We start from the raw sequence: 25,191 nt of genomic DNA, 5'->3' as shown, positions 1-25,191 counted from the left end.
GCGAGGCGCAAAGCGCAGCGATAGTGAACTATCGCGAGCATTTGCAACGCAGCCATGATCGTCGCGCAAGTGGAAGGCACTCTGTTTTTTACTGTTACAGTTCACTATATGAGTGTCACTTGCTGGCTAAGCGTTAAACTCTCGCTGTTAGCGCTTAGCACCCACCAGAACAATGCGAATGTGACGCCAGACCGGCAGACTTGATGAACAAGTCGTGGTCTGGCTTGATTGCGCCTGCAAGACAAGAATCCAGAAAGACCACGATGAGCAATATTTCAAGTAAAAACACGCTGCAAGCTTACCGCGCCAGCGTGCTGCATTTCCAGCAAGACCCTGCCTTTCATGCGCAGGCTTATGCCTGGCATGAAGATGGCCTGTTGATTGTCGACGACGGCAAGATCGTCGCCGCAGGCGAATATGCGCAATTGCATGCCAGCCTGCCCGAGGGGACAGAGGTCATCGATTACCGCGGCAAACTCATTGTGCCGGGTTTTATCGACACTCACATCCACTACCCCCAGACTGACATGATCGCCTCGCCAGCGCCCGGTTTGCTGCCCTGGCTGGAGACTTATACCTTCCCGACTGAACGTCAGTTTGCAGACATCAATCACAGTGCCCAGGTCGCGCATTTTTTCATTGATGAATTACTGCGCTCAGGCACCACGACAGCCATGGTGTATTGCACTGTCCATCCAGAATCCGTCGAAGCCTTTTTTGCCGAGAGTGAAGCACGCAATCTGCGCATGGTGGCGGGCAAGGTCTTGATGGACAGGAATTGCCCTGAATTCCTGCGCGATACCGCCGAGGGTGGCATACGCGACAGCGAAACCCTGATCAAGAAATGGCATAAACGTGGCCGCCAGTTGTATGCGATCACCCCACGCTTTGCACCTACCTCCAGCGACGCACAAATGCAGCTCGCAGGTGAACTGGCGCAGGCTTATCCCGATACTTTCCTGCAGACCCATGTCGCAGAAAATACCGATGAAGTGGCCTGGGTCAAATCCCTGTATCCCAAAGCACGCAGTTACCTCGATGTATATGACCAGTACGGCATGCTGCGCCCGCGCGCCATGTACGGCCATTGCATCTGGCTCGACGATGCCGACCGTGCGCGCATGGCAGAGACGCAATCAGCGGTGGCGATGTGCCCGACCTCCAATCTCTTCCTCGGCAGCGGCCTGTTCAATTTTGAACGCGCCGATGCCCAGCAAGTCAGCCTTTCACTGGCAACCGATGTCGGTGGCGGTACTTCATTCTCCATGCTGCGCACCATGAATGAAGCCTACAAAATGGCACGTCTGGGAGGTACCTACCTGCCTGCGCTGCGCATGTTTTACCTGGCAACCCTGGGTGGTGCACGCAGCATGCAGCTTGAAGGCACGATAGGTAATTTCGTCAAGGATGCAGAAGCCGATTTCATCGTGCTTGACCCGCAGGCTACACCCTTGCTGGCACGCCGTACCGGGCATACCGAGAGCCTGGATGAATTATTATTCGCACTGGCTTTGCTGGGCGATGACAGGACGGTAGCGGCAACCTATGCTGCAGGCAAACTGGTTCATCGGCGCGCCGCCTGAAAATAAATGCTGTCTGGCATATGATACTGGTCTGCTTTATCTTGCAGCAGACCAGTAATCACTTATTCAAAGGAAGCCATATGCCAACTATTCAGGTACAAATGTTTGAAGGCCGTACTCCGGAACAAAAACGTGCATTTGTCAAAGCACTCACCGAAGCAACCTGTCAGACACTGGGTGCTGCGCCCGAAAGCGTCAGCATCATTTTGCAAGATGTCAGTCGTGATAACTGGGCGACTGCTGGCGTATTGTGGTCAGAGAAAACTAAAGGCTGAAGCAAGCCAGAGAACGCTGAGAATATACGCTTCACTCAACTTTCAGCTTGCCCTTGATAATGGTCTGACTAGCTTCGCGCAGTTTTTGCAGCACTGGCCGCTGGCGCAGGATATCGCAATCGGAATATGCCGCATCAGTGCTGATACCGGTCAGCGATACTGCGCCTTCTTTCAAACCATATTCAATTCTGGTCGCAGTTGATCCACCCAGAATGGCAGCAACCGCCAGGCTGATAGCTGTATCACCATGCACCTGCATATTGTCGATAACCTTGCCCGCAGTTTTCGGGCACTGATTCACATAACTGCCTATGGCCCGCGCCTTGGTGTTACCAGCAAGCGCTTTGAACACCCCATTATTGCTGCTGCCAGCGGTGGCATAAATCATGTCCACACCATCGGCCAGCATGCTCTTCGCCAGTGCCTCGGCACGCGTTGTGTCATTGAAGGGCTGGCTGCCTTCTATCCAGACGATGTGGTTCAGGTCAGCATCCGGCCTGACTGACCTGGCACCAGCGATGAAGGCATCAACAGGCTTTTGTTTTAATGGCGTTTTCACTGCACCAATGACGCCTATCTTGCCACTGGCTGACACTAGTGCCGCCTCCATACCTGCCAGGTAACTGGCCTCGCTTTCACGAAAGCTGATGCAGAGCAGGTTCGGTGGTGGATTAGTGATGCATTGTTCCAGTATCACGAAACGTACTTGTAGCGCTGTACGTGGCACGCTGTCCAGCAATTCCCTGAATTCATAGCCTATCATGACGATGATATTCGCCCCCAGCCTGATGGCATTTTCCAGCTGCTTTTGCCTGCCTGTACGGTCGGACTGGCTGGCTAAGGTGGTGGCTTGCATCTGGTACATTTGCGCTGCCTGTTTGATGCCGTCGCTGCCTTGTTGCAAATAAGGGTCGTCGTTGTCGGGGACTGGGCGTACGTAGAAGATTTTTTGTGCTTCTGCGGCGCGGGCTGGATTGTTTGTCATGCTGATCATGAGGCTCATGATCAGTAGTGCTGTCCTGAAGATTGTGTTATTGCGGATGTGGGTTTGCATGGTCGTCCTCCGGGTATTTTTACTGCTGGCTTCGGGGTCAGCATGAGCTTTTATCTTGGAGGAAAATTGTTGGGATAGAGGTTTGTGAAGGTAATATTGAATATGGTTTTGGGGGGATAGAGAGGGAGGGGGCTTGTGTTAGTTGCCGTTAGTTTTTTTGCGATGGACTATATGAATTGAAGACGATAAATCGCTATCGTATTAACGTCGCTCCAGCGAAGGCTGGAGCCTAGCGTCGTTTGTTGCATTGTCGTACTTTGATTAAAGCGATTACCCTTCGTGGATGCAAGCCGGGTCTCGGCCCGGCGGCCGAAATACTTTCTTTGTGTCGCCAAAGAAAGTACTCAAAGAAAGGCGACCCAGGCGTCGTCGCCCCTGCGGGGTTCCCATTTGTGCATTACAAAAAATGGGAAAGCCCGAAAACTCGCCTGCGGCCTTGCTTTAGGAACATGCGCTTGCAAGCGCATGTCGTTACGCAGGCGGACAGCATGCTGTCCGAAACCCCTGCTATACCTCAAACATCGGTCTTTCTCTTTCCATTTTCTGTAATGCACAAATGGCGTCGACACATGGGAACTGCTAAATTCAACAGCAACAGCAACAGCAATGCGGTTATTGCTGTTGACTAGTCAGTTAAAATTTTCTCTCCTTACTCCCCCTGATAAACCCATTTCCCGCCCTTGATCTGCACCATGACACGCGCTCTTTGATCGAGGCCCAGGTGATCGGATTTGCTCATGTTGACGACACCGTTGGTGGTCGCCAGACCTTGTGTCGCTTCCAGCGCGTCGCGCAAGGCGGCGCGGAATTCTGCAGAGCCGGGGGCAGCTTTTTTCAAGGCGACTGGGATGGCTTGTTGTAGCAGCAGGCCAGCGTCCCAGGCATAAGATGCGAATGCGGCCAGGCTGCCAGCGCCGTAAGTGGTCTCAAACTTGTTGGAAAAATCCAGGGCGGCTTTTTTTACGGGGTTGTTGTCGGCCAGTTGTTTGGCGACCATGACCGGGCCGGTGGGCAGGTAGGTGCCGTCGCAGTCTTTGCCGCAGACGCGCAGGAAGTCACTGTTGGCGACACCGTGGTTGTGGTAGATGCGGCCTTTGTAGCCGCGCTCTGCCAGGGTTTTGGGAGGCAGGGCGGCGGGTGTGCCTGAGGCGCCGACGACGATGGCATCGGGGTTGCCGGACATCAGTTTCAAGACCTGGCCGACCACGCTGTTATCATTGCGGCTGAAGCGTTCTGTCGCCACGACTTTGATTTTTTTGAGCTCGGCATACTTCGTCACTTCCACCAGAAAGGCTTCACCGAGGGCATCCGAGAAGCCGATGAAGCCCATGGTCTTGACACCTTTTTTGCTCATGTCTTCGGCAATCGCAATCGCCATCATGGTGTCGGTTTGCGGCGTCTTGAACATCCAGGCTTTATTCGCATCCATGGGTTCTATGATGCGGTTGCTGGATGCGAGGCTGATGGTTGGGGTCTTGCCTTCACCGATGACACCCAGCATGGCGAGGGAGTTGGGCGTAGTGGTCGAACCTATGATGGCATCGACTTTTTCTTCCGAGATCAGCTTGCGGGTATTGGTCACTGTTTGCGTGGTGTCAGATGCATCATCGAGGACGATGTACTCGACTTTTTTGCCTGCTATTTCTTTGGGTAGCATGGCAATCGCATTTTTCTCAGGGATGCCTAAAGATGCAGCTGGGCCCGTCGATGAAATGGTGACGCCTATCTTGATCTGTGCCTGCGCATTGATACTGATGCTGGCGCACAGCATGATCGCTGCTGCTGCCAGCAGGTTTTTTTTGATGTGTATATTTGTCTTCATTTTGTCTCCGTATTTTTTGTTGTGAGTCGTTTTATAGTTTGCAGGGTACTGATAAAAACCCGCGGAAGCGTGCGCGTCCACCCCTGACGGGTGCGGCGCTTAATTGGTAATTCGGGAAGCGTGCCAGCAGGCGGGAAATTGCTACCCTGCCTTCGAGCCGAGCCAAAAACATGCCCGCGCACTGGTGTATGCCGGAGGCGAAAGCCAGATGACGGTTCGGGCCGCGGCTGAGGTCGAGTTGGTCAGGATCAGGGAATTGCAAAGGATCGCGATTGGCCGCACCTATGCACAGGCTGATGCGGCTGCCAGCGGCGATAGCGACGTCGCCGATTTGCGTATCCACCGTCGTCATGCGGTTACCCAACTGGTTGGAACTTTCAAAGCGCAGGAATTCTTCTATGGCAGTGTTGATCATTTCTGGCTGGGCGATCAGGCGGGCTTTTTGTTCTGGCCATTCCTGCAGGGCGACCAGGCCATTGCCTATCAGGTTGGTGGTGGTTTCATGCCCGGCATTGAGCAGGAAAACACAGTTTTGCAAGAGCTCGGTTTCAGTCAGTTTTTCGCCGTTGGCTTCGCCTTCTATCAGGCGCGTCAGCATATCGGTTTTTGGGTCTCCGGGATGCAGCCGGCGCTGTGCCACCAGTTGTTTCAGGTAATCCAGAAATTCGGCGACACATTGATTGGCATAGGCAAAAAATTCTGGCGTGATGGCGGGTTCCAGCGCACCCAGTATGGCGAGTGACCACTCGCGCAAAGGCTCGCGTTCATCATGTGGCACAGCCAGCAAATTGCCGATGATTTCTACCGGTATGGCAGAGGCGAAATCCGTGATGAGATCTACCTCGCTCTTGTCAGCCATCTGGTCCAGCAAACCATCTACCAGCTTAATCAGACCGGGTTCGGTATCCGCCATGGCTGCCGGTGTCAGACCACCCATGATGAGGCGGCGCACCCGCGTATGCAGCGGCGGGTCATTGAAGACCAGGCTGTTGGTGTGGTGTTCATACAGCAGCGAATCACCATAGCGGGGTTTGAATTCCAGCTTCTTGTCCGAGCTAAAGGTCTTCGCATCCTTGTAGACATGTACCAGGTCGGCATAGCGCGTCAGCAGGTAAGAGCCATCCGGCATTTTGCGCACGGGTGTCTGCTCGCGCAGGGCGTGGTAGTAGGGATAGGGGTTCTGGTAAAAATCTGCGGGCAGGTGGCGCAGGTCAAAATCATCTGCAATTTTCAGAGATGATGAAGAGTTATTCTGATACTCAGGATTCATAAAAAACCCGGCAAAGGACAGAGTTTGCACTGTGTCCGATTTGCCGGGTACTGTCAATCAGGCAGACGACAATTCAGATTATGGCAATGGTGCATAATTCAGTGGCGTCCAGGCATAGCCCTTACCTTCTTTGCGCACATAACCCAGTGCAGGAAATGCCAGATGGGCGGCTCCGACCAGATAGCCATGCTGCGCTGCATCAGCGTAGGCTTTTTGCCTTTGTGCATAGGCAGCCTTGCTGTCGCTATCGAATTGTATGGTGACAGTGGGGTCGTCAAACTGCACGGCTGCGACGTGCATCAGGTCACCCCACAGCATCAGGGTCTGTCCCTTGCTTTCGACTTTATAGGTGCTGTGGCCAGGGGTATGGCCATGTGCTACTACTGCCTTGATACCGGGTGACAGTTCCGTATCACCTTCAAACGGTTTTAGTTTGCCTGCCTGCACATAGGGTTTCAGGATGGCGATGGCTTTTTCAAAGCTGCCTTTGGCGTCCGCTTTGGCTTTGTCCAGGTTGGCCTGGCTTAACCAGTAATCCGTATCATGCTGGTCTATGCGTATGGTGGCATTAGGGAATACGGCTTTGTCACCATCCACCAGGCCACCGATGTGGTCAGTATGCATGTGGGTGATGTAGATTTCATCAACTTGCTCAGGCAGGTAACCGGATGCTTTCAGGTTAACCTGCAGCTTGCCGACGGTAGGACCAAAAAATACACCAGCACCGCTATCGATCAAAATCAGCTTGCTGCCGGTATTGATGAGGAAGGCATTGAACGAGGTGACGACCGGGCTCTGCTGATGATATTTGGCAAGCGCCTTGCCGACTTTTTCTGGCGTGGTATTGGTCAGCAGTTTATCGACTGGCAGGGGTACAGTACCGTCAGACAAGGCGGTGACTTCAAAATCACCCAGCATGGTGCGGTAAAAACCCGGCGCGCTGGTTTTTGCCATCGGTGCGGCAGCGTGGGCGCTAATGGCAGGTATGCCAAACACGGCGATGCCAGCGAGAATGGAAGAACTGAACAGGCCGGAACGGAGCAAACTTTTCAATTGCATGGTTTTTCCTTTGAAGATGGCGGGGATGCAGCATGCTGCTGACTTAGTCTGACAGCTTGCTGTAGGAGGCACAAAAATTGTAAATGCGACAGCTATTATGCCGAATTTCTGCCAACTTCGTTGGGAGCCACTGGTTCGCCTGCTGACCAGTATTAGCTGATCAGGGACGCAGTCAGGGCATCGACTTCTTCAGCCGATTCAGACAGGATGGAAGTCAAGGTACCTTCGCCCACCGCAAAATCAATTTCCGAGGCTGACTGCCGTATGCTTTCTGGCGAGCGTGGGTCCAGCGGTGATGGCACGGCGGCCAGTTCGTTCGCCAGCAAGAGGGTGTCGCCCAGGGTTTCTGGTGGCATGACGCGCATGCCATACCACAGGGCTTCTACCGCTGATACCACGCGTTTGGGTACCAGCAATTTGTTCAGGACGGCGCGGCCTATGAAGGTTTCATCGGTTTCTGCCAGGGCATCTGTGGCAGTTGGAGTAGCATCGATTTCCAGCAAGGCCGGGAATTCCTGTGCCCGCGACAGCAGGTAAAAACCACCAACTTCATGCACGATGCCAGCGAACAGCGCAGTTTCGGCATCTACCTTGCTGACCTTGCGGGCAATCAGGTGGGCCAGTGCAGCTACATAAGCTGAATGCCGCCACAGGGCCTCCATCTTGCTGCGTATGGCCGGGTCAGAGACCGCGGCGCTTAACTGGCGCATGACGACAGCGGCAGTGACTGAGCGCAGGGTATTGAAACCGAGGATGGTGATGGCCGTGCGGATATTGGTGACGCCGCCGCCGAAGCGGTTATAGGCAACAGAATTGGCAATGGCAACCACGCGGGCTGACATCAGGGGTTCAGTCATGACCAGTTTTGCGGCTGTCTCTATACCGCAGTCCGGGTCGTCGAGAGCTTGTTGTATCTTCAGCGAGGCGTTGACATTGGTCGGGAAGACCAGATCACCCTTGCTGGCTTGTTCAACAATACTCTTTAATGCTGCCGACTTGTTCATAATGTGTTTGTTGGAGCAGTACCATGAAGGGCATCTGCTCCCCACGGTTCGCTAATTTTTATTGAAACCCAGTGCCCTCACTAGTTTACCAGCAGTTGCCATGATCAAGGAGGGTTCCTCTTCAGTATAGTCGTTGCGCACGGGAGTAGCTTGTACTGGTTGTACTTGCTGTACCCTTCGCACGGTATTGCTGGAATTATCCAGCTTGAAGGCTGACACTGCCCTGGCCAGATTATTGGCCTGATCTTCCATGCTTTCTGCTGCGGCGGCGGCCTGTTCTACCAGTGCTGCATTTTGCTGCGTCATTTCATCCATCTGGTTGATGGCACGGTTGACTTCTTCTATGCCTGAACTTTGTTCCTGACCGGCTGCCGTGATTTCGGACATGATTTCTGCCACGTGTTTCACCGAGCTGACGATTTCATTCATGGTCTTGCCAGCTGCATCAACGAGTTTGCCACCAGTATCGACTTTTTCTACAGAATCACCGATCAGGGTTTTAATCTCTTTTGCTGCACTGGCGCTGCGTTGCGCGAGATTGCGCACTTCAGAAGCCACCACGGCAAAGCCGCGACCCTGTTCACCAGCGCGCGCTGCTTCCACCGCTGCATTCAAGGCCAGGATATTGGTCTGGAAGGCAATGCCGTCGATGACGCTGATGATATCGACAATCTTGCGTGAGCTTTCCTTGATGGAGTTCATGGTGTGAACAACCTTGCCGACTTCTTCACCACCCTTGATGGCGAAGTTGGAAGCCGAGGTGACCAGGCCATTGGCCTGTCTGGCATTGTCGGCATTATGTCTGACGGTTGCCGTGATTTCTTCCATGGAGCTGGCGGTTTCTTCCAGTGCGCCCGCCTGGGTTTCGGTACGGGAAGACAAATCAGAATTGCCGGTAGAGATTTCTACCGCCGCAATCGCGATGGCATCTGTACCTTGCCTGACTTCACTGACGATATTATGCAGGTTATCGCTCATTTCTTTCAGGGCATTCAGCAACTCGCTGATTTCATCCGTGCCATCGGCAGCTTCACGGAAAGTCAGCTCACCGGCAGCAACGCGCTTGGCAATCGAGACCGCATCGCGCAAGGGTGTCGTGATACTGCGCGTCAGGAAGATGGAGAAGCCTGCACCAAATAACAAGATCACTGCACCAATGGCGAACAGGGTGAAGGTCAGTTGCTTGCCCTTGCTTTCTGCCGTGGCAGATAATTCAGAAGCGGACTTGCTTTGTATCTCGACCAGTTTGTTGATTTCCAATATGGCTTTTTGTTGCAGTGGATCAACTTGGGTGGCGATGAGTTTGACGGCTTCTTCACCATTGAAGGCAAGCAACATTTTCATTGCTTCCTTGATGGGAAAATCGATTTGCTTGTCCAGATCGGATACTGCATCGATAATCTTTTTTTCTTCTGCACTCAAACCCAGGGCGATGAGCTTTTCCCTGGCTTCAGCAAAGCGGGCCTGCTGTTTTTTGGAGATGACATTTTGTTTGTCGCTTTCGCCAAGGTCAGTTTGCAAGCCTATGTTGCGGATGGCTATGCCACTTTCCAGCATGCTGCTTTTCATGGTGGCAGCAAGTTCACTTTTACTGTGAGAGAGTTCCAGTCCTGCAACCATTTCCTTGCGGTTACTGGCACTGAAGATGCTGTCGATGAACAGGATGAGTACCAGGGTCGCCAGTATCACACCAAAGCCCACAGCGAGTCGGGTACCTATGCGCAAGTGACGCAAATTCATAGTGAATCTCCCTTAAAGAAGTTCAGTTACTACGAGGTCGTGCTTACATAAAATCTTTGCCCGGTATTGCTCTTAGCCTGACTTATCCGCGTGCATGACAACGTGCAAGTCGCATGCCAGCGCTATCCGTGTTTGTCGTGCGACGTTTTCATTCGTCACTCCAGGCAATCATGTGAATGATGTACAAGATTTCAGATCAGCCCCTTAGAACCTGTTTACGATCTTAAGCGCGAGCGTGATCGGGACTCATGTGCTGCTCAAAATGCTCATGTACTAGAGTACATTCCGCTTTTTGCGCTGCGTTTTTGTTACCCTGATCCCGCCGACGCACGCTTGCTACAGATCGTAAAACCGGTTCTTAGAAAAAATATTTTTCATAAAACAACATATCAGAATTCGGGGAAGAGAAAATCTGGTATCTCATGCCGCTCTTGGAATAAGCTACGGTGCAGTCTGGCTTGCCGGTACGATATACCTTTGTATCCATACTATGCCAAAATTGCTTTGCCGCAAAGCATGTATGGCACATGTTTTTGTTAAATTCTATTGATTGAGAGCAAGCTTGATGCCCTTATTACTCAGTGTTGTTGTACTTGTGCTGGCGGTTAGTCTGATCTACGTCTGGACGCGCTGGCGGCGGGCGGCGCAGGCTGACTATATTCGCACGTATATGTTTCCACCCGGACTGTTGGAAAGACTACACAAACAGCGTCCCGACCTGAACCAGAAAGACCAGCAACTGGTTGCACGCGCCTTGCGGCAGTTTTTTCTGGTGTATCTGAAGTCGGGTTTCAAACATATTTCCATGCCTTCGCAGGTAGTCGATGACCTGTGGCATGAATTTATACTATATACAAAAAACTACGAACAATTTTGTAAAAAGGCTTTTGGCCGTTACATGCACCACACACCAGCTGCGGTGTTGGGTGCCAGCCAGCGTGGAAATGAGGGTTTGCGCCGCACTTGGTGGTTTGCCTGCCTGGAAGAAAACATCAATCCTCGCCGCGCGACGCGCTTGCCACTGCTGTTTGCGCTGGATGCCAAATGGAATATCGCCGATGGTTTTCGTTACGAACCCGATTGCAGTGCTTTGCGCAAGAATGGCGATGGTACTGTGTATTGCGGCGGTGATTTTTATGGCGGCAGCAGTGGCAGTAGCGGCAGCGATACATCCTACGATTTTGGCGACAGTACGCACCACAGTGGTAGTAGCGCAGATGCAGGTGGTAGTGACAGTGGGGGTGACAGCAGTGGTTCGGGCTGTAGCGGGGGCTGCGGTGGTGGTTGTGGCGGAGGTGGAGATTAGGCTGACTAATACATTAGTTCGGCATTAGTTTGACACTAGTTCCAAATTACTTTGAGTGTCGTCTCAGGCACCGCTGGGCTTGAGCGCAGCATTGCTGCTTTCCAGCCTGTCCATCAATATTTTCTTTTCGCCATCGTTGAAATTCAAGAATTCCAGACCGATGCGGAAAGAAAATTGCGAGAGTATGGTGTACACCATCTTGCTCTCGACTTCTATTTTTTGCGCTTGCATACCCACGTTCAAGGGCGGCAGCGTCATGACCAGCTTCACTTTGCCGTTAAAAAAGACATTGTAGTCACAGAACATGCTGAGACCATTTTCGGAAATATCATTGATCTTGCCGTAATAACTCAGTTTTTTACCGCCGAATTCATGAATCAGGGCAATTTTCCATTTCACCAGATAGCGGTTATGTGAACGCAATAACTGCGTTTTTACGACATTGAACTTGGCCAGCGTATCCGAAATCGCTGCATTTTGAGAGGGGGGCGTATCCTGCACCAGGATGGCATCCCCCAAGTCCGGGGGCACAAATGGCGGTGTCAAAGGGCCATCTTCAAGCGCGGCATCCTTCAGCAATGCGGGCGCTTCTGGCGCTACTGTATCAGCGCCATAAGAGACTTTTCTTTTTCCAGGTAGCTTGTGCATGGCAGCATTATATAGAGAAAAATTACTGCAATAATTTCCATGTGGAAATTATTGCAGTTTTTCATGCTATTTTTTGTATCAACTTTGTAGCTTGTTTTTTTCTACTTAAGTGCTGACGGCAACCCGCTTCGCTGGCCTGAATTGCTCGCGATAACTGGCGGGTGACAGGCCAGAATGTTTTTTGAACAGGCGGCGGAATGAACTGGGGTCGCTATAGCCTGTGCGTTCTGCCACTTGCTCCAGTGTCAGCGTAGTGGTTTCCAGAAGGCGCTTGGCGATATCCATCTTGACTTGCTGGGCATAGCTGGCCGGCGTAGTATCCAGCGTCTGATGGAAGTGGCGTATGACAGTGCGTTCACTGACAGCCAGATGCCCGGCCAGGGCAGGCAGGCGGAAGGGCAGGTGGTGATTCAGGCTCAGCCATTTTTGTGCGCGTTGCACCAGGATGTTTTCATGCTGGTGGGTATCTTGCTGGGTCAGGCTCAGCATCTGCATATACGGCATTTGCGAAGTGCGGTTGGCATCGATGAGCAAAGTCTTGGCGACACCGCTGGCTATATCCTGGCCACCAAAGCGTTCCACCAGATGATAGGCAAGATTGAGGAAGCTGGTGGCAGCACCGCTGGTCAGAATATTTTCATATTCATCCAGCACTTCAGACAGACGCAGGCTGACTTCAGGGTAACGGGTCTTGAATGCCCTTTCCAGCCACCAGGTCGTTGTTGCATGACCACCATCCAGCAAACCAGCCTCCGCCAGTAAAAACGTGGCACTGCAATTTGCCGCCAGCACACAGCCCTGCGCATGTCTGGCCCGCAATATGGGAAATAGTTCACGCATGGCATGCATGCTGCTGGTCAGGCCGGTAATACCGTTTTCCATGTACAGGCCTGGTAATAAAATGATATCGGCCTTGCTGTCGGCCTGTATGCTGGAGTCGGCACTCAGCCTGACTTTGGCGGGCGTCATGACAGACTCTCCATCAATGGAATGCAAGCTCCAGGTGAACAAGGGATCTACTTCATCGACGTTCTTGAGCGACCAGATGGCATTGGCGACAGCAAACACATCCAGCGGGCCAGTGACCGCAGATGCCATGCATTGAGGGTAGAGCCAGACTTCGATATGTGCCATTTGTCGTAATCTGCATTAAAAGAGTCAATACTGACACTGTCAGCACTTTCCTGCAATAACTAGAATGTAGTCTGGAAAGTAGTTTATATGAGTAAAGGAAAAATGATGACCTCAGCAGATACTGCCACTAATACGGTCGCAGCAGAAGAACAGGCTCAACGCCTGAACCAGTTCGGTGCCAAATTTTTACCCGGCCACCTGGGCATCAATATCCTGACGGTAGAAAAAGGCAAAGTCACCGCAGAATTGCCGGTCTTGCCGCATTTGCTGGCTCCCAACGGTTATCTGCACGCAGGCAGCGTGGTTACCCTGGCTGATACCGCCTGCGGTTATGGTTGCGTCGCCAGCCTGCCTGAAGGCGCGCAAAGCTTTACGACAATTGAATTGAAATCCAATCATCTGGGCACTGCCCGCGCAGGCACCATCAGCGTGCTTGCCACTGCCGTGCATTTGGGCCGTACTACCCAGGTCTGGGATGCGGTAGTCAGTTATGAGGGTAAGACGATTGCCCTGTTTCGTTGTACCCAAATGATTTTATTCCCCCGGAAGGATGCATGATGAGTGACGCAAAGAATGATGCAAAGGGTGACGCAACTGCGGTCTTGAAACAATGGCAGGAACAGGAAGCCGCAGTCCGCGCCCGCATGGCAGAACCTGGGGTCTTAGGTCTTGAGCAATTGAAAGCCGTCAGCGGCATGGATTTTTTACGCGGCATCCTGGAAGGGAAATACCCGGTCGCCCACATAGGCAAGACCCTGGATTTCATCCCGGTAGAAGGTGAAGCTGGCCGCATCGTGTTCCAGGGCACGCCTGGTCTGCAGCACTACAATCCTTTGGGCAGCGTACATGGTGGTTATTTCTGTACCTTGCTGGATTCTGCTGTTGGTTGTGCCGTGCAATCGATGTTGCCAGCAGGCGTGGGTTACACCACGCTGGAGATCAAGGTGAATCTGATCCGTGCGATGAGCAGCAAGACCGGGCCTGTGCGGGCTGAGGGCAAGGTGATACAGGTGGGTAAACAAGTGGGTACGGCGGAGGGGCGTATCGTGGATGCGGCGGGGAGGATTTATGCGCATGCAACGACGACATGTTTGATTTTTCCTTTGCCTTGAGAGACCTATGGGGCTCTGGCGATGAACGGCAATCATAACGTAAGCGGCAATTTCAAATTCGTCGCTCCAGCGCAGGCTGGAGGCTACCGGGCTGGCGCTCCAGCGGCGTTCGTTGCATTGCCGTACTTTGATTAAAACGATTACCCTTCGTGGATACAAGCCGGGTCTCGGCCCGGCGGCCGAAGTACTTTCTTTGGTCGCCAAAGAAAGTACTCAAAGAAAGGCGACCCAGGCGTCGCTGCCCCCTAAAGGGGGTTCCCTTTGCTGCAAGGCAAAAAATGGGAAGGCTCGAAAACTCGCTGCGCTCAAACATCGATCCTTCTTTTTCCATTTTCTGCCTTGCAGCAAAGGCATCGACACATGGGAACTGCAAAAGTCAAAACCAACCCCAACGGCAAAACCAGTGCCATTACTGCCAGATCTGTTACTTGACCTTAGCCGCTTCCTTCTCCTGCAACGTCCGCCACATCACTTTCCCCGTTCCCGATTTCGGCAAGCTGTCCACAAACTCCACAAACTTCGGCACCTTGTACGCGGCCATCTTTTCATGCGCCCAGGTCATGATGTCCTCTGCAGTCACGTCGCTGCCAGGTTTTTTAACGACCACGGCTTTGACGGTTTCGCCTCGGTAGGCATCGTGGGCGGCGATGATGCAGCATTCCTGGATGGCGGGGTGCTGGTACATCATGGATTCGACTTCGGCGGGCCAGACTTTGAAACCGCTGGCATTGATCATGCGTTTCAGACGGTCGGTGAAGAAGAAGAAGCCTTCCGGATCCATGTAGCCGAGGTCGCCGGAGCGGAAGAATTTTTTGCCGTCGAGTTCGGCAAATGAGTCGGCGGTCTTTTGCGGGTCGTTCCAGTAACCTTGAAAGACTTGCGGGCCATGGATCCAGATTTCACCGGTTTCGCCCTGTTTCACTTCTTGCAGGGTGGTTGGGTCAACGATGCGTGAATCGACATTGAAATAGGGCACGCCCAGGCATTGCTGTTTCATGCGCTGTGCCGGATTGACATGGGAAGCGGCCATGGTTTCTGACAGGCCATAACCTTCCATGTATACCTGCCCGGACAAGTCCAGCAGCTTTTGGGCAATCGCGGCGGGCATGGCTGCGCCGCCACCGGATACCCGGGTCAGCCTGGAAATATCATATTCAGCCAGACGCGGGTTGGACAGGAAATCTATCATCATCGATGGTACCAGCGTCCAGTTACTGACGGCATAGCGGGTGATGAGCTGACCGGCCGCATCCCTGTCCCAGCGCGGCAGGATAACCAGGGTGCCGCCACAGTAAATCATGCTGTTCATCACTGATTGCATGCCCGTCACATGAAAAAACGGCAGCACTGCGAGAGAGACATGATTGGCAACGATATTGCCCGACCAGGTGGGGCTGGCTACCGTATTGAAAATGACTGAGCGGTGGGTATGTATGCAGCCCTTCGGTTTGCCTGTCGTGCCTGAGGTATAAGGCATGCAGGCCAGGTCTTCTGGTCCCGCCTGATGGGCTTGCGCCTGATGGCCGGCTGTCACCGCAGCTTGCCAGCTACTGACGCCAGCCTGTACTGGCACCTGGCGATCTGCCTTCACAAAATCGGGAATGGTCAGGTTGGTTGCTGCGGTCAAATGATCAGAGTAAGTAGCCACTATCGCATTTTGCAAGATACCCTGGCCTACTAATGGTTGCAGGCGCGAGAAAATTTCTTGCGAGACCAGGGCTGTTTTGGCACCGCTGTCGGCGATGTAATGCGCCAGTTCATCCGTCATCAGCATGGGATTGACTGGCACTACCATGGCGTCTGCGCGCAAAATGGCATAAAAACCGATGATGAACTGCGGACAGTTTTGCATGTTCAGCAAGACACGGTCACCTTTTTGCACGCCGCAAACCTCTTGCAGATAGCCCGCCAGCGCCAGCACTTCTTCATGCAATTGCCGGTAAGTGATAACGGTGTCATAAAAAATGATCGCTGCCTTGTCCGGGAAACGCAGCGCCGATACCTGCAAATTCGTATACACGCTGGCTTCTGGCGCGATCAGATGATGGGGCAAGCCTTGTGGCCAGTGGGCATAATGCAAAGTGTTCATCAGGGTCTCCAGTCTGTTTGGAATAGCTTTTTTATTAGAGTGCCATACCTAATTATTTTTTGCACGGTCGTTCGTAAAATAATGATGTTTATCGGAAACTTGAAACATTTTGTCAACATTTGGTGTAAAGGTATTGCAAACGGCAGCATGAAGCTACAATGATAAGCATTCCTCTATTTTGCAAGTCATCGGAGTCAGCGTGTTTCAGCAAATCAAAACAGCCTTAATCGTTTTTTCCAGCCTGGCTATGATGGCCTGCGGTGGTGGTGGCGGTAGTACTTCAGGTACCGGCACTTCCGGCGGGACGACTGCCAACCCAATGGCGATTGCAGTTCCCGATGCCCTGACTGTGACCAGTGGTGCACCCCTTAGCTTTAGTGGCCAGGCCAGTAGTACCGTTGGTATCATCACGAATATGTACTGGCAGGTAGAGAACCTGACCCTGTCAGCTAACCCGCTGGCGGCAGTGACGAATGCAGATTGCAAGACCATTAGCAAGAGCACCACGGGTGCTGATGCCAGTTGTGTCTTGCAAGTCACCCCGCCGACTCTTTTGACGGCGGACTATACCTATAAACTCACACTCAATGCTGTTGACGTTAAAGGCAATACCATCAAGGCATCCACCACTTTGCTGGTGAAGCAGGAAGCATCCACAACTGCCAATCCGGTGGCCAAAGTCAGCGGCACTACCAACGCCACGTCGGGTGACAAGGTCAGCCTGAGTTGCGCTGGCAGTGGTGGTACACCGGCAGCTACGGGTGAGCCTTATTCCTACCAATGGGTGGTCAGCGATGCAGCTGGTACTACCATTACCCTGGCACCGACGGATACCGCCGCCACCAGTTTTACCGCGCCGGTAGTGACAGCATCAACGGCATTGAAAGTGCAATGCCGCGTCACTGACGACAAGCAAAAAGTGGGTACGGCCACCCAGACCGTGACGGTGACACCTATCATCAAACCGACGGTAGTGCCTATCTCTTACAGCGGTGGTGTGGTCGCTGCGGGTTCTACTATTACTCTTGATGGCAGCAAATCAGTCAAATACGATGCCAACGGCAAGGTCGACAGCAGCACGCCCATCTATTATTACTGGAAGCAAAAATCCGGTCCTTCGGTAGAAATTTTCAATGCATTCAGCAGCGTGGCCAGTGCCGCCCTGCCCAAATTTGTCGATACCCGTACCCCGTTTGTATTTACCCTTAATGCCTCAAATTCAGTCATCCAGCCTGGCGGTTTTTCGCTGGACCCGCTGGTTCAACTGGACGTGGTGTTTTATGTAGACCCTCTGCCACCGATTTCACTGGTGTCATACACACCTGTACAAGTCGTGCTGACCAATAGTGCAGTGACCCTGAAAGTCGATGCGCCGTCAAACACCAGCAATATCATCTATTACAGCTGGACGCAGATTGCCGGTACCACCGTTGCCATAGCCGGTGCAGGTACCAGCAATGCCGGATTTATTTCGCCTAGCACACCGGGGACACTGATTTTCCGGGCGACTGGCAGTTATCAGCCAATTACCGTGGCTAATCCTGGCACGGCTTCCATTGATGTCATCGTCACGGTACAGGCACCAGCCGTAGTGAAATAACAGCCTGAAATAACAGCGTGAAATAAAGTAAGCACCCAGCAAAAAGCCCCGCATCGAAAGATAGCGGGGCTTTTTGCTGGATACGTGGATTTATTCGCGTTCTATGATTTTGCGCCTGCCCAGTTTGCGCTGGCGTGTCAGGGTTTTGGTGGCGACAAAAATCTCGCGCATGAAATAAATGAAGCTGCCTATCAGGGAAAACACGCCGCCCACAAACAGGGTGGCAATCAGCTTGTCCAGGTTCAGACTGGTGGCATCGCCCATGAACAGGGTGGCAATCACCAGACAGATCAGCAAACCGCAGGATGTGCTGAGGGTGATGGCGCGGTTGATCAGGTGCGAGCGTTCATACAATTCGTGCAATTCTTCTTCGACCCCCGGCGGGCTGATGGCCGGACTATTCTCGCTATGCAACAGGTCTTCCACTACCCTGGAGCGATCTATGATGCGTGCCAGACGGCTGGTCAGGACCGAGAGCGTGGTACCCACACCGGTCAGCAGGAACACCGGGGCGATTGAGAGTTGTATGATGTGGCTGACATCACTTAGTTGTAGATTAATCATGTGCAAGTCCTCAGGTTTTCCCGGGATTTTACAGGGACGAGGGCTTGCCTGGGCGAACGGAATGCAGACTTTTTGACCATCCTTGCTGACAGCAGCAGGTTTTTGTCGTGCAGGCAGGACTTGAGGAAGGATTACCCCACTGCGATGCAGCGGGGCTGGTACAGGATACAAGCAAGGGCGACTAACTCAAGCCATTCAAACTGCGTCAAACCATCTCAAGCTGTTTGCAAAGGCAGCGTCAGGCGAACTTCCAGGCCACCTTCAGGCAGATTGCTCAATTGCAGTTGGCCGCCGTGTTGCTGGGCGATATTCTGGGCTATCGTCAGACCCAGGCCCGTGCCGCCAGACTCTCTGGAGCGCGAAGTTTCCATGCGAAAAAATGGCTCGAAAACCTTGCTCTGAAATTCAGGCGGAATACCATGGCCACCGTCGCGTATCAGCACATGCAAGACATCCTTGGCGGCATCCTTGCCTGCCACCAGGCTGACCGTGGCGTATTGACCATATTTGACGGCATTGTCGATCAGGTTAGTCAGGCAGCGGCGCAAGGCTTGTGGCCTGGCCATGACGGTCAGGCCGGGTTTGCCTACAAAGCTGACATTTTGGCCAGCATCTGCGGCATCGGCACAGACACTGTCGAGCAGTGAGTCCAGATCCAGCGGCTTCAAGGCTTCATTGCTGTCCATGCTGCGCGCCAGGTCCAGGCCTTCGCGTATCATCATTTGCATGCCCGACAAATCTTCTATGAGCTTGTCGCGCAATTCTTCATCCCTGACCTTTTCCAGGCGCAAACGCAAACGCGTCAGCGGGGTTTGCAAATCATGGGTGATTGCCGCCAGCATATGGGTGCGCTGGGCGATGTGCTGGCGTATGCGTGCCTGCATGGCATTGAAGGCGCGTGTTGCCTGCAAGATTTCAGTCGCGCCTTTTTCTGGCAAAGGAGGACGGTTGATATCTTGCCCGAGGGCAGTGGCTGCCTTCGCCATTTGCTGCAAGGGCCGCATGGTCATGCGGGCGATCAGGAATGCCAGCACGGCAATACTGGCCAAAAACAGGAACAGGTATTGCAAGAAATCAGGGCGCAGTGGTGGTGCAGGATTACGCGGTGGTAATACCGTCAGGCGCAGGGCCGTGCCGTCATGCAGGGTGATGCCCAGGGCTTCGCAAGGCAGGCGGTTGGTTTGTATATTTTGTGGATTGCGCGGGCAGGATTCCGGATCCTGCGCCAAAGACATTACACGAAAAGTCTTGCCCAGTCTCTCGCTGACAGCAGCAGCATATTCAGAACGCGGTGCCTGGTCAGTAGTCTCGGCAGGCAGGGTCGCAACTTTCAAGCCTAGGCGTGGTGCCGTGGCCAAAAACTTTTCACGGTTTTCTGCTGGCAGGGCATCCAGCGCCAGCACCAGTTGTTCAGCCCGTTCAACTGCGTGTGAATCCCGGTATTGCGATATGGTTTTTTGTCTTTCGCCAAAAGCCAGCGACCAGGTCAGTACCGTCGAAGCGATTACACCCAGCAAAAGGATGGCAAATACCCTGCCCCACATCGACGACAGGATTTTCATGTTTCTTGCTCCACGACGACGGTAACGGCCAATACATAGCCGCCATTCCTGACGGTCTTGATGATCTGCGGTGAGCGTGCATCTTCGCGCAGTTTTTGTCGCAAGCGACTGATCTGGATATCGATGGAACGGTCAAACGGATCGGCATCGCGGCCATGCGTCATGTTCAGTAACTGATCACGGTTCAGCACGCGGTTAGGATGTTCCAGGAAAATATTCAGCATGCGGAACTCGGCGCCTGACAATGACACCACCATGCCATCCGGGCTGATCAGATGACGTGCCGTCAAATCCAGCGTCCAGCCAGCAAATTTAAGTTTTTGCAGGGCCTCGCCAGAATGTGTATTGACATTGGTTTGGGTGCGGCGCAAAACGCTGCGTATGCGCGCCAGTAATTCGCGTGGTTCGAAAGGCTTGGGCAGGTAATCGTCTGCACCCATTTCCAGACCCAGGATACGGTCCAGCGGTTCGCCACGCGCAGTCAGCATGATGACGGGCAAAGTTGATTTGCTGCGCAAGGTACGGCACAGTGTCAGGCCGTCGTCGCCAGGCAAATTCAAATCCAGCACGACCAGATCAACCTGGTGGTTTTGCAGGGCTGCCCACATGGCATTACCTTCGGCAGCCGTGACTGTACTGTAGCCATTATTGTCGAGATAATCAGCCAGCAAATTGCGGATGTCGCGGTCATCATCAACGATGAGAATTTTATTTGGTGTGTCCATGTTCTTCATTATGAGCCCGATCTAGTCGATAAAAACCCTGATTTTGTATCGTCTTGTTATCTTAAACCGTAAGATACCACCTTATCATTATTGACTGTTACACGTCGATACAAAGCGAGAGCAGACGGACATTTCGACGTTACAAGCTTGCTGCAAGATACACCACATGTCTGAGACAGCAATGCCGGATTTAATTCAAGTCCAGAAAGCAATCAGCCAGGTTAACTCAGCATTTTGTGGATGTATTTTTGTGAAATGTATATTGCAGATGCATGAGTTTGTTCTTCTGTTCTGAAAGAGAAAAAATATGAAAACCTTACAAAAAAAATTCTGTATAGCTTTGGCAGCAATCAGTTTGGGCATAGCCGCTAGTGCTGGCAGCGCCCTGGCGCAATCTTCGGCACCGCCATCTGCTTCTGCACCTGCAGGCCACGGTCAGCCGCATGGCGATCCCGCCAAGTGGGCAGAGAAGATGAAAGAGCGTATGGCCAAACACCAGGCCGAACTGCATGACAAATTGAAAATCACGGCGGCACAAGAACCAGCCTGGAAGACTTTCATTGATGGCATGAATCCAGGTGCCATGCCAGCCCGCCCTGACCGCAAGGAAATGGAGAAATTGACGACACCAGAACGCATGGAAAAAGGTCTGGAAAAAATGAAAGAGCATTTGGCGAAAATGCAAACACGTCTGGTTTCCCTGAAAACTTTCTATGCCGTGTTAACACCTGAGCAGCAAAAGATTTTTGATGAAAGCCACCGACGTATGGCATCCCATATGCGTGAACGCATGGGCAAGCAAATGGGTGAACATGGTCCTGGCCACAAAGCGGGCGATCACCCTCCGATGACAGACAAGAAGTAAGCTCAAAAAAATCAGTGCTTGCCGTATGCAGGCATTGATATTCAGACTAAGGGTAGAAAAGTGTAGAAGGCTGTTGCGAGGTGGAGGATGAATTTATCCCTCATTTTGTGACAGCCTTTTATTTTCTGAGATTGATCCAGGAAACAAGATTTTCTTCCAGCATGGGCCGGCCTATGTAAAAGCCCTGGCCCTCATGGCAACCCATGGCTGCCAGTGTCTTCCAGTGGGTTTCATGTTCTACCCCTTCTGCAATCACCTGTAAGCCCAGTTTTTTACCGAGTTGCGTAATCAGTTCGGCGATTCGCGGCCCCTCAGGCGTATCGATTTGATTGACGAAAGCGCGGTCTATTTTCAGCCTGTCTACTGGTAATTTATCCAGATAGCTGAGTGAAGAAAAACCTGTGCCAAAATCATCGATGGCGATTTTCACACCCATTTGCTTCAGCTTGGCGAGCTTGCTTTCAAACAGGGCTGCGCTGGTCATGGTGACCGATTCTGTGATTTCCAGTTCCAGGTTTTCTGGCAGTAAACCTGTATCTTTCAGGGCTGATTCGACGACTTCGATAAAGTCATCCTGGCGGAATTGCACGACCGAGACATTCACCCCCATGCGCTGCGGCGCGATACCGGCTTTTTGTAATCTGACCATCATGAAACAGGCAGTGCGCAATACCCATGCACCAAGACTGATGATAAGGCCGGAATATTCAGCCAGCGGGATAAAATCATTTGGTGGTATCAGTACGCCCTCATCATTGCGCCAGCGTATCAGTGCTTCCAGCCCGGTAAACTGACCTGTCTCCAGATCGATTTGCGGCTGGTACATGAGAAACAGGCGCTCGGTATCAAAGGCCTTGTGCAAATGCTGCATCAGGGTAGCGCGCTCGCGTATCTCTATACCCATCGAACGGGTGAATAAGGTGCAACTGCCGCGCTGGTGTATCTTGGTACGCTTGAGGGCGATACTGGCGTCTTTCAGCGGTTCGGCACCGTCGCCTACATAACCTTCCAGTGCCACCATGCCTATCGACATGGACACCGCATGGGCAGTTTCCTCTATCGTGTATGAATCGACAAACATTAGCCTCAGGGTTTCGGGCTCGAGTAATTCCTTGCTGCCAAGCAGGCCGAATACATCCCCGGAAATACGAGCCAGGAAGATGTGTTCCCCCAGTTTTTCACGTAGTCTGTCAGCTACTGCTTTCAGGATCAGGTCACCATAATGATGGCCGAGCACATCATTGATTTCAGCAAAATCATCTATGTCTATCAGTGCCACCATTTGCCCGGTCTGTTCACTTGCCAGGGTAGTGCTGATCTGTTCTATGAATTTCAGGCGGTTAGGCAGCTTCAACAACTGGTCACGATAAGCGTGGTTCTTGAGTTGATTGACCAGGCTCAGATTATCGAGACAGACACCGAGGTTGGAGCAAAATACTTCCAGCAAATGCTGGTTGATTTCCGACAGTGAAAACGGCAAGTCGATAAAAGCTGCCAGAGGGCGATTACCACGACCAGAAAAATACAGGGTCATGCTGTGATCGGTGAACAGGGATTCACGCTTGGTCAGCACATGCCTTAAGGCATCGCGCACGCGGCTGCTGTGGATATCATCAATCGGGCAATTCATCAGGCTGCTGTAATGTCCGGCAGAGGCGATGACATTGAAAGTCTCAGGGATTTCTTCATCCAGTTCATTGAGCTCGCCCTGGGCACACAATAAACCTTCTGGCGGCACACCGCACAAGGCAGCGATCTGGGTAATCACGCCGCTGGCAAAAGACTGTATGCCATGCTCGAACGTGAAGGCAGCGCTGGAGCTGATGATCTGGTGCAGGCCACGGCGGCTGGCATCGATAGTGCGTATCTGTTCATACGAGCGTACTGCTGCCGTCAGCGAGGTCAGCAATTTCTTGCGTGTCAGTTCATTCTTGGTTTTATAGTCGTTGATGTCATAGTCGCGTATGGCTTCTTCTTCCGGTGCATAACCGGGTTGACCGGTGCGCAGGATGATGCGGGTATCGGTCCAGCCTAGTTCATCGCGGATGAAACTGACCAGCTCCAGCCCTGCATGTTCGGTTTCCATGACCACGTCCAGCAAGACCACGGCGATATCGCTTTCGCTGGCGAATACCTTGCGGGTTTCACTCTTGGAGTAAGTGTGGATAAATTCCAGGGGGCGGTTCAGTATCTGCACATATTGCAGTGCAAAGCAGGTGGTGCGGTGTACATCTTCATCATCATCGACGATAGCGATTTTCCAGCTGCGCCCTGCTTGCTGAGTGGCGGCTTCTTCTTCCGCATCCTCAACCAGGAACAGCTCATCATCGTCGTCTTGTTCGTTCGACATGCTTTCTCCGGGTAGAAAAGCCTGCTAATTGATGCAACAAGTATAGTTTAAGTTTTGGCGTCGGACGCAGCCATGGCTTACCGACTTTGTGACTTTAAGTGAAATATATTAGTCAAAACTGACATGAGGCTTGCAAGCGCAATTTTCACGCAAATCTGCGCGCAGCATCCAGACCCAGGCCTGATCCTATGCTGCCAAATAAATCGCCTTCGACCTTGGTGGCGGTCGGGACTATGCTGGCGATTTGCTGGCGCAAGCCACGTACACCACTGGAGCCGCCAGTGAAAAACACGGTATCGACCTGCTCCGGTTTCAGGTTCGCCATGTTCAGGACGGTTTTGACGGTGTCACCGATATTGCTGGTCAGGTGCGCGATGGAAGCCTGCAAGCCATCCTGGTCCAGTGCCAGATGGCAGGCAGCTGCTGGCTGTTTGCTGCGCAGGCGTTCCAGTGGCAAGTCTATGGTTTGTTGATCTGACAATAAAATCTTGGCTTCTTCCGACTTGATGGCCAGCCAGTGGCCATCGCGTTCTTCTACCAGGTTCAGCAAGCGTTCAAAGCGCAGGCGCAATTCAGGGGTATTGATATCGCGATAGACTTCCTGCAATTCACGCCAGACTTTTTGGGTATACGTCAGGTTAATCGTGTGCCAGGTCGCCAGGTTGAAATAATAACTGGACGGTACGTCGATCTGGCTACCCAGGCGGCCACCCAGACCCAGCAAGGGCATGACATGGTTCAGGCTCAGGTATTTATCAAAGTCGGTACCACCGATATGAACACCGCCGTTGGCGAGGATATCGTCTTTCCTGTCTATCCTGTGGGCACGTTGCGGTGCCAGGCGTACCAGCGAAAAGTCTGAAGTACCGCCGCCTATATCGGCGATCAGTACCAGTTCTTCCTTGGTGATGCGTGATTCATAATCAAAGGCAGCCGCAATCGGTTCATACTGGAATTGCACTTCCCTGAACCCCGCAGCGCGGGCGATTTGTTCCAGCGTGTCTTGTGCGAGTTTGTCGGCCTTGCTGTCATCATCGATAAAATGCACAGGGCGGCCCATGACAGCCTGGGTAAAGTTGCAGCCTGCCGATTTTTCTGCACGTGCTTTGAGTTCACCGATAAATTGCGCCAGCAAATGGCGGAAAGGTACGGACTTGCCCTGCACCTCGGTCTGGCCATCCATCAGGCTGGTACCCAGCAAGCTTTTCATCGAGCGCATCAGACGGCCTTCATAGCCCGCCAGGTAATTGCTCAGCGCGGCCCGACCATAACTGACCTGCTCATCTTCAACATCGAAAAATACTACCGATGGCAGCGTGACTTTGCCCTCTTCCAGCGCCAGGAGCGCAGGCTGGCCCGGCCTGTGCCAGCCAACGGTTGAATTCGAGGTGCCAAAATCTACTCCACAAGCGTGCGACATGAAAATCCT

22 protein-coding genes are annotated in these 25,191 nt (G+C 52.6%); 7 read left to right on the top strand and 15 right to left on the bottom strand.

Annotated features, from left to right (window positions below; all coding sequences use genetic code 11):
- Positions 1-263: 263 nt before the first annotated feature.
- Both guaD and ACO0LD_RS12255 read left to right on the top strand, forming a co-directional pair.
- Positions 264-1,583, top strand: a complete 1,320-nt coding sequence (gene guaD, locus ACO0LD_RS12260; protein WP_423007469.1) for a guanine deaminase — start codon at positions 264-266, stop codon at positions 1,581-1,583.
- Between the two features lie 20 nt (positions 1,584-1,603).
- Entirely contained in the window at positions 1,604-1,858 is a 255-nt protein-coding gene (locus ACO0LD_RS12255; protein ID WP_423007089.1) for a 4-oxalocrotonate tautomerase, read from the top strand.
- Positions 1,859-1,889: 31 nt separating this feature from the next.
- On the opposite strand, the gene ACO0LD_RS12250 is transcribed toward ACO0LD_RS12255, so the two are convergent.
- The 6 genes from ACO0LD_RS12250 to ACO0LD_RS12225 form a co-directional block, all read right to left on the bottom strand.
- Positions 1,890-2,912, bottom strand: coding sequence for a BMP family ABC transporter substrate-binding protein (locus tag ACO0LD_RS12250; protein ID WP_423007087.1), 1,023 nt, complete (start codon positions 2,910-2,912; stop codon positions 1,890-1,892).
- A gap of 649 nt (positions 2,913-3,561) precedes the next feature.
- Positions 3,562-4,734 carry an ABC transporter substrate-binding protein gene (locus ACO0LD_RS12245; RefSeq protein WP_423007085.1) on the bottom strand — a complete coding sequence of 391 codons (1,173 nt, stop codon included), beginning with the start codon at positions 4,732-4,734 and terminating at the stop codon, positions 3,562-3,564.
- A 31-nt stretch (positions 4,735-4,765) separates the two neighbouring features.
- Complete coding sequence (locus ACO0LD_RS12240; RefSeq protein ID WP_423007083.1) at positions 4,766-6,004, bottom strand: cytochrome P450; 1,239 nt, start codon at positions 6,002-6,004, stop codon at positions 4,766-4,768.
- Positions 6,005-6,082: 78 nt separating this feature from the next.
- A complete protein-coding gene (locus ACO0LD_RS12235; RefSeq protein ID WP_423007081.1) occupies positions 6,083-7,063 on the bottom strand; it encodes an MBL fold metallo-hydrolase in 981 nt (326 codons plus the stop codon).
- A 152-nt stretch (positions 7,064-7,215) separates the two neighbouring features.
- Positions 7,216-8,067: an HDOD domain-containing protein gene (locus ACO0LD_RS12230; protein ID WP_423007079.1), complete on the bottom strand. Its 852-nt coding sequence runs from the start codon at positions 8,065-8,067 to the stop codon at positions 7,216-7,218.
- Positions 8,068-8,118: 51 nt separating this feature from the next.
- Complete coding sequence (locus tag ACO0LD_RS12225; protein ID WP_423007077.1) at positions 8,119-9,807, bottom strand: methyl-accepting chemotaxis protein; 1,689 nt, start codon at positions 9,805-9,807, stop codon at positions 8,119-8,121.
- Between the two features lie 565 nt (positions 9,808-10,372).
- Between ACO0LD_RS12225 and ACO0LD_RS12220 the strand changes: the two genes are divergently transcribed.
- Positions 10,373-11,113, top strand: a complete 741-nt coding sequence (locus tag ACO0LD_RS12220) for a glycine-rich domain-containing protein (protein WP_423007075.1) — start codon at positions 10,373-10,375, stop codon at positions 11,111-11,113.
- A 63-nt stretch (positions 11,114-11,176) separates the two neighbouring features.
- Here the strand turns inward: ACO0LD_RS12220 and ACO0LD_RS12215 are convergent, their stop codons facing one another.
- On the bottom strand, positions 11,177-11,761 hold the full coding sequence (locus tag ACO0LD_RS12215; RefSeq protein WP_423007073.1) for a PilZ domain-containing protein: 585 nt from the start codon (positions 11,759-11,761) through the stop codon (positions 11,177-11,179).
- Between the two features lie 105 nt (positions 11,762-11,866).
- Entirely contained in the window at positions 11,867-12,895 is a 1,029-nt protein-coding gene (locus ACO0LD_RS12210) for a GlxA family transcriptional regulator (protein WP_423007071.1), read from the bottom strand.
- A 105-nt stretch (positions 12,896-13,000) separates the two neighbouring features.
- Here ACO0LD_RS12210 and ACO0LD_RS12205 point away from each other — a divergent pair, with 105 nt between their 5' ends.
- Together ACO0LD_RS12205 and ACO0LD_RS12200 are read left to right on the top strand one after the other, a co-directional pair.
- The gene (locus ACO0LD_RS12205) at positions 13,001-13,453 is read left to right on the top strand and encodes a PaaI family thioesterase (protein WP_423007467.1); all 453 of its coding nucleotides are present in this window, start codon (positions 13,001-13,003) and stop codon (positions 13,451-13,453) included.
- Positions 13,450-14,007: a PaaI family thioesterase gene (locus ACO0LD_RS12200; protein WP_423007069.1), complete on the top strand. Its 558-nt coding sequence runs from the start codon at positions 13,450-13,452 to the stop codon at positions 14,005-14,007. Before ACO0LD_RS12205 ends, ACO0LD_RS12200 begins: the two co-directional genes overlap by 4 nt.
- A 52-nt stretch (positions 14,008-14,059) precedes the next feature.
- On the opposite strand, the gene ACO0LD_RS12195 is transcribed toward ACO0LD_RS12200, so the two are convergent.
- Both ACO0LD_RS12195 and ACO0LD_RS12190 read right to left on the bottom strand, forming a co-directional pair.
- A complete protein-coding gene (locus ACO0LD_RS12195) occupies positions 14,060-14,338 on the bottom strand; it encodes a hypothetical protein (RefSeq protein WP_423007067.1) in 279 nt (92 codons plus the stop codon).
- A gap of 93 nt (positions 14,339-14,431) precedes the next feature.
- Entirely contained in the window at positions 14,432-16,096 is a 1,665-nt protein-coding gene (locus ACO0LD_RS12190) for a long-chain fatty acid--CoA ligase (RefSeq protein ID WP_423007065.1), read from the bottom strand.
- 199 nt (positions 16,097-16,295) lie between these two features.
- Here ACO0LD_RS12190 and ACO0LD_RS12185 point away from each other — a divergent pair, with 199 nt between their 5' ends.
- Complete coding sequence (locus ACO0LD_RS12185) at positions 16,296-17,696, top strand: hypothetical protein (protein WP_423007063.1); 1,401 nt, start codon at positions 16,296-16,298, stop codon at positions 17,694-17,696.
- Between the two features lie 90 nt (positions 17,697-17,786).
- Here the strand turns inward: ACO0LD_RS12185 and ACO0LD_RS12180 are convergent, their stop codons facing one another.
- From ACO0LD_RS12180 to ACO0LD_RS12170, 3 genes are all read right to left on the bottom strand, one after another.
- Entirely contained in the window at positions 17,787-18,257 is a 471-nt protein-coding gene (locus ACO0LD_RS12180) for a DUF2721 domain-containing protein (protein WP_423007465.1), read from the bottom strand.
- 218 nt (positions 18,258-18,475) lie between these two features.
- Positions 18,476-19,822 (bottom strand): ATP-binding protein, encoded by a 1,347-nt coding sequence (locus tag ACO0LD_RS12175; RefSeq protein WP_423007061.1) that lies wholly within the window; start codon positions 19,820-19,822, stop codon positions 18,476-18,478.
- Positions 19,819-20,547, bottom strand: coding sequence for a response regulator (locus tag ACO0LD_RS12170; protein ID WP_423007059.1), 729 nt, complete (start codon positions 20,545-20,547; stop codon positions 19,819-19,821). The genes ACO0LD_RS12175 and ACO0LD_RS12170 overlap by 4 nt, the downstream gene beginning before the upstream one ends.
- 307 nt (positions 20,548-20,854) lie before the next feature.
- On the opposite strand from ACO0LD_RS12170, the gene ACO0LD_RS12165 reads away from it, so the two are divergent.
- Complete coding sequence (locus ACO0LD_RS12165; RefSeq protein ID WP_423007057.1) at positions 20,855-21,412, top strand: Spy/CpxP family protein refolding chaperone; 558 nt, start codon at positions 20,855-20,857, stop codon at positions 21,410-21,412.
- A gap of 118 nt (positions 21,413-21,530) precedes the next feature.
- On the opposite strand, the gene ACO0LD_RS12160 is transcribed toward ACO0LD_RS12165, so the two are convergent.
- Together ACO0LD_RS12160 and ACO0LD_RS12155 are read right to left on the bottom strand one after the other, a co-directional pair.
- A complete protein-coding gene (locus ACO0LD_RS12160) occupies positions 21,531-23,762 on the bottom strand; it encodes a bifunctional diguanylate cyclase/phosphodiesterase (RefSeq protein WP_423007055.1) in 2,232 nt (743 codons plus the stop codon).
- A gap of 145 nt (positions 23,763-23,907) precedes the next feature.
- On the bottom strand, positions 23,908-25,182 hold the full coding sequence (locus tag ACO0LD_RS12155; protein ID WP_423007053.1) for an Hsp70 family protein: 1,275 nt from the start codon (positions 25,180-25,182) through the stop codon (positions 23,908-23,910).
- Positions 25,183-25,191: the final 9 nt, after the last annotated feature.

This window comes from Undibacterium sp. Ji83W (genome assembly GCF_049340385.1).
Lineage (GTDB): Bacteria > Pseudomonadota > Gammaproteobacteria > Burkholderiales > Burkholderiaceae_D > Undibacterium.
The sequence above is the reverse complement of the archived record's forward strand: the minus strand, read 5'-3'. Positions and strand labels throughout refer to the sequence as shown.

Bases quoted from the DNA above. Each gene is read 5' to 3' on its own strand.
- guaD (WP_423007469.1), top strand. From the start codon at position 264: ATGAGCAATATTTCAAGTAAAAACACGCTGCAAGCTTACCGCGCCAGC.
- ACO0LD_RS12255 (WP_423007089.1), top strand. From the start codon at position 1,604: ATGATACTGGTCTGCTTTATCTTGCAGCAGACCAGTAATCACTTATTC.
- ACO0LD_RS12250 (WP_423007087.1), bottom strand. From the start codon at position 2,912: ATGCAAACCCACATCCGCAATAACACAATCTTCAGGACAGCACTACTG.
- ACO0LD_RS12245 (WP_423007085.1), bottom strand. From the start codon at position 4,734: ATGAAGACAAATATACACATCAAAAAAAACCTGCTGGCAGCAGCAGCG.
- ACO0LD_RS12240 (WP_423007083.1), bottom strand. From the start codon at position 6,004: ATGAATCCTGAGTATCAGAATAACTCTTCATCATCTCTGAAAATTGCA.
- ACO0LD_RS12235 (WP_423007081.1), bottom strand. From the start codon at position 7,063: ATGCAATTGAAAAGTTTGCTCCGTTCCGGCCTGTTCAGTTCTTCCATT.
- ACO0LD_RS12230 (WP_423007079.1), bottom strand. From the start codon at position 8,067: ATGAACAAGTCGGCAGCATTAAAGAGTATTGTTGAACAAGCCAGCAAG.
- ACO0LD_RS12225 (WP_423007077.1), bottom strand. From the start codon at position 9,807: ATGAATTTGCGTCACTTGCGCATAGGTACCCGACTCGCTGTGGGCTTT.
- ACO0LD_RS12220 (WP_423007075.1), top strand. From the start codon at position 10,373: ATGCCCTTATTACTCAGTGTTGTTGTACTTGTGCTGGCGGTTAGTCTG.
- ACO0LD_RS12215 (WP_423007073.1), bottom strand. From the start codon at position 11,761: ATGCACAAGCTACCTGGAAAAAGAAAAGTCTCTTATGGCGCTGATACA.
- ACO0LD_RS12210 (WP_423007071.1), bottom strand. From the start codon at position 12,895: ATGGCACATATCGAAGTCTGGCTCTACCCTCAATGCATGGCATCTGCG.
- ACO0LD_RS12205 (WP_423007467.1), top strand. From the start codon at position 13,001: ATGACCTCAGCAGATACTGCCACTAATACGGTCGCAGCAGAAGAACAG.
- ACO0LD_RS12200 (WP_423007069.1), top strand. From the start codon at position 13,450: ATGATGAGTGACGCAAAGAATGATGCAAAGGGTGACGCAACTGCGGTC.
- ACO0LD_RS12195 (WP_423007067.1), bottom strand. From the start codon at position 14,338: ATGGAAAAAGAAGGATCGATGTTTGAGCGCAGCGAGTTTTCGAGCCTT.
- ACO0LD_RS12190 (WP_423007065.1), bottom strand. From the start codon at position 16,096: ATGAACACTTTGCATTATGCCCACTGGCCACAAGGCTTGCCCCATCAT.
- ACO0LD_RS12175 (WP_423007061.1), bottom strand. From the start codon at position 19,822: ATGAAAATCCTGTCGTCGATGTGGGGCAGGGTATTTGCCATCCTTTTG.
- ACO0LD_RS12170 (WP_423007059.1), bottom strand. From the start codon at position 20,547: ATGGACACACCAAATAAAATTCTCATCGTTGATGATGACCGCGACATC.
- ACO0LD_RS12165 (WP_423007057.1), top strand. From the start codon at position 20,855: ATGAAAACCTTACAAAAAAAATTCTGTATAGCTTTGGCAGCAATCAGT.
- ACO0LD_RS12160 (WP_423007055.1), bottom strand. From the start codon at position 23,762: ATGTCGAACGAACAAGACGACGATGATGAGCTGTTCCTGGTTGAGGAT.
- ACO0LD_RS12155 (WP_423007053.1), bottom strand. From the start codon at position 25,182: ATGTCGCACGCTTGTGGAGTAGATTTTGGCACCTCGAATTCAACCGTT.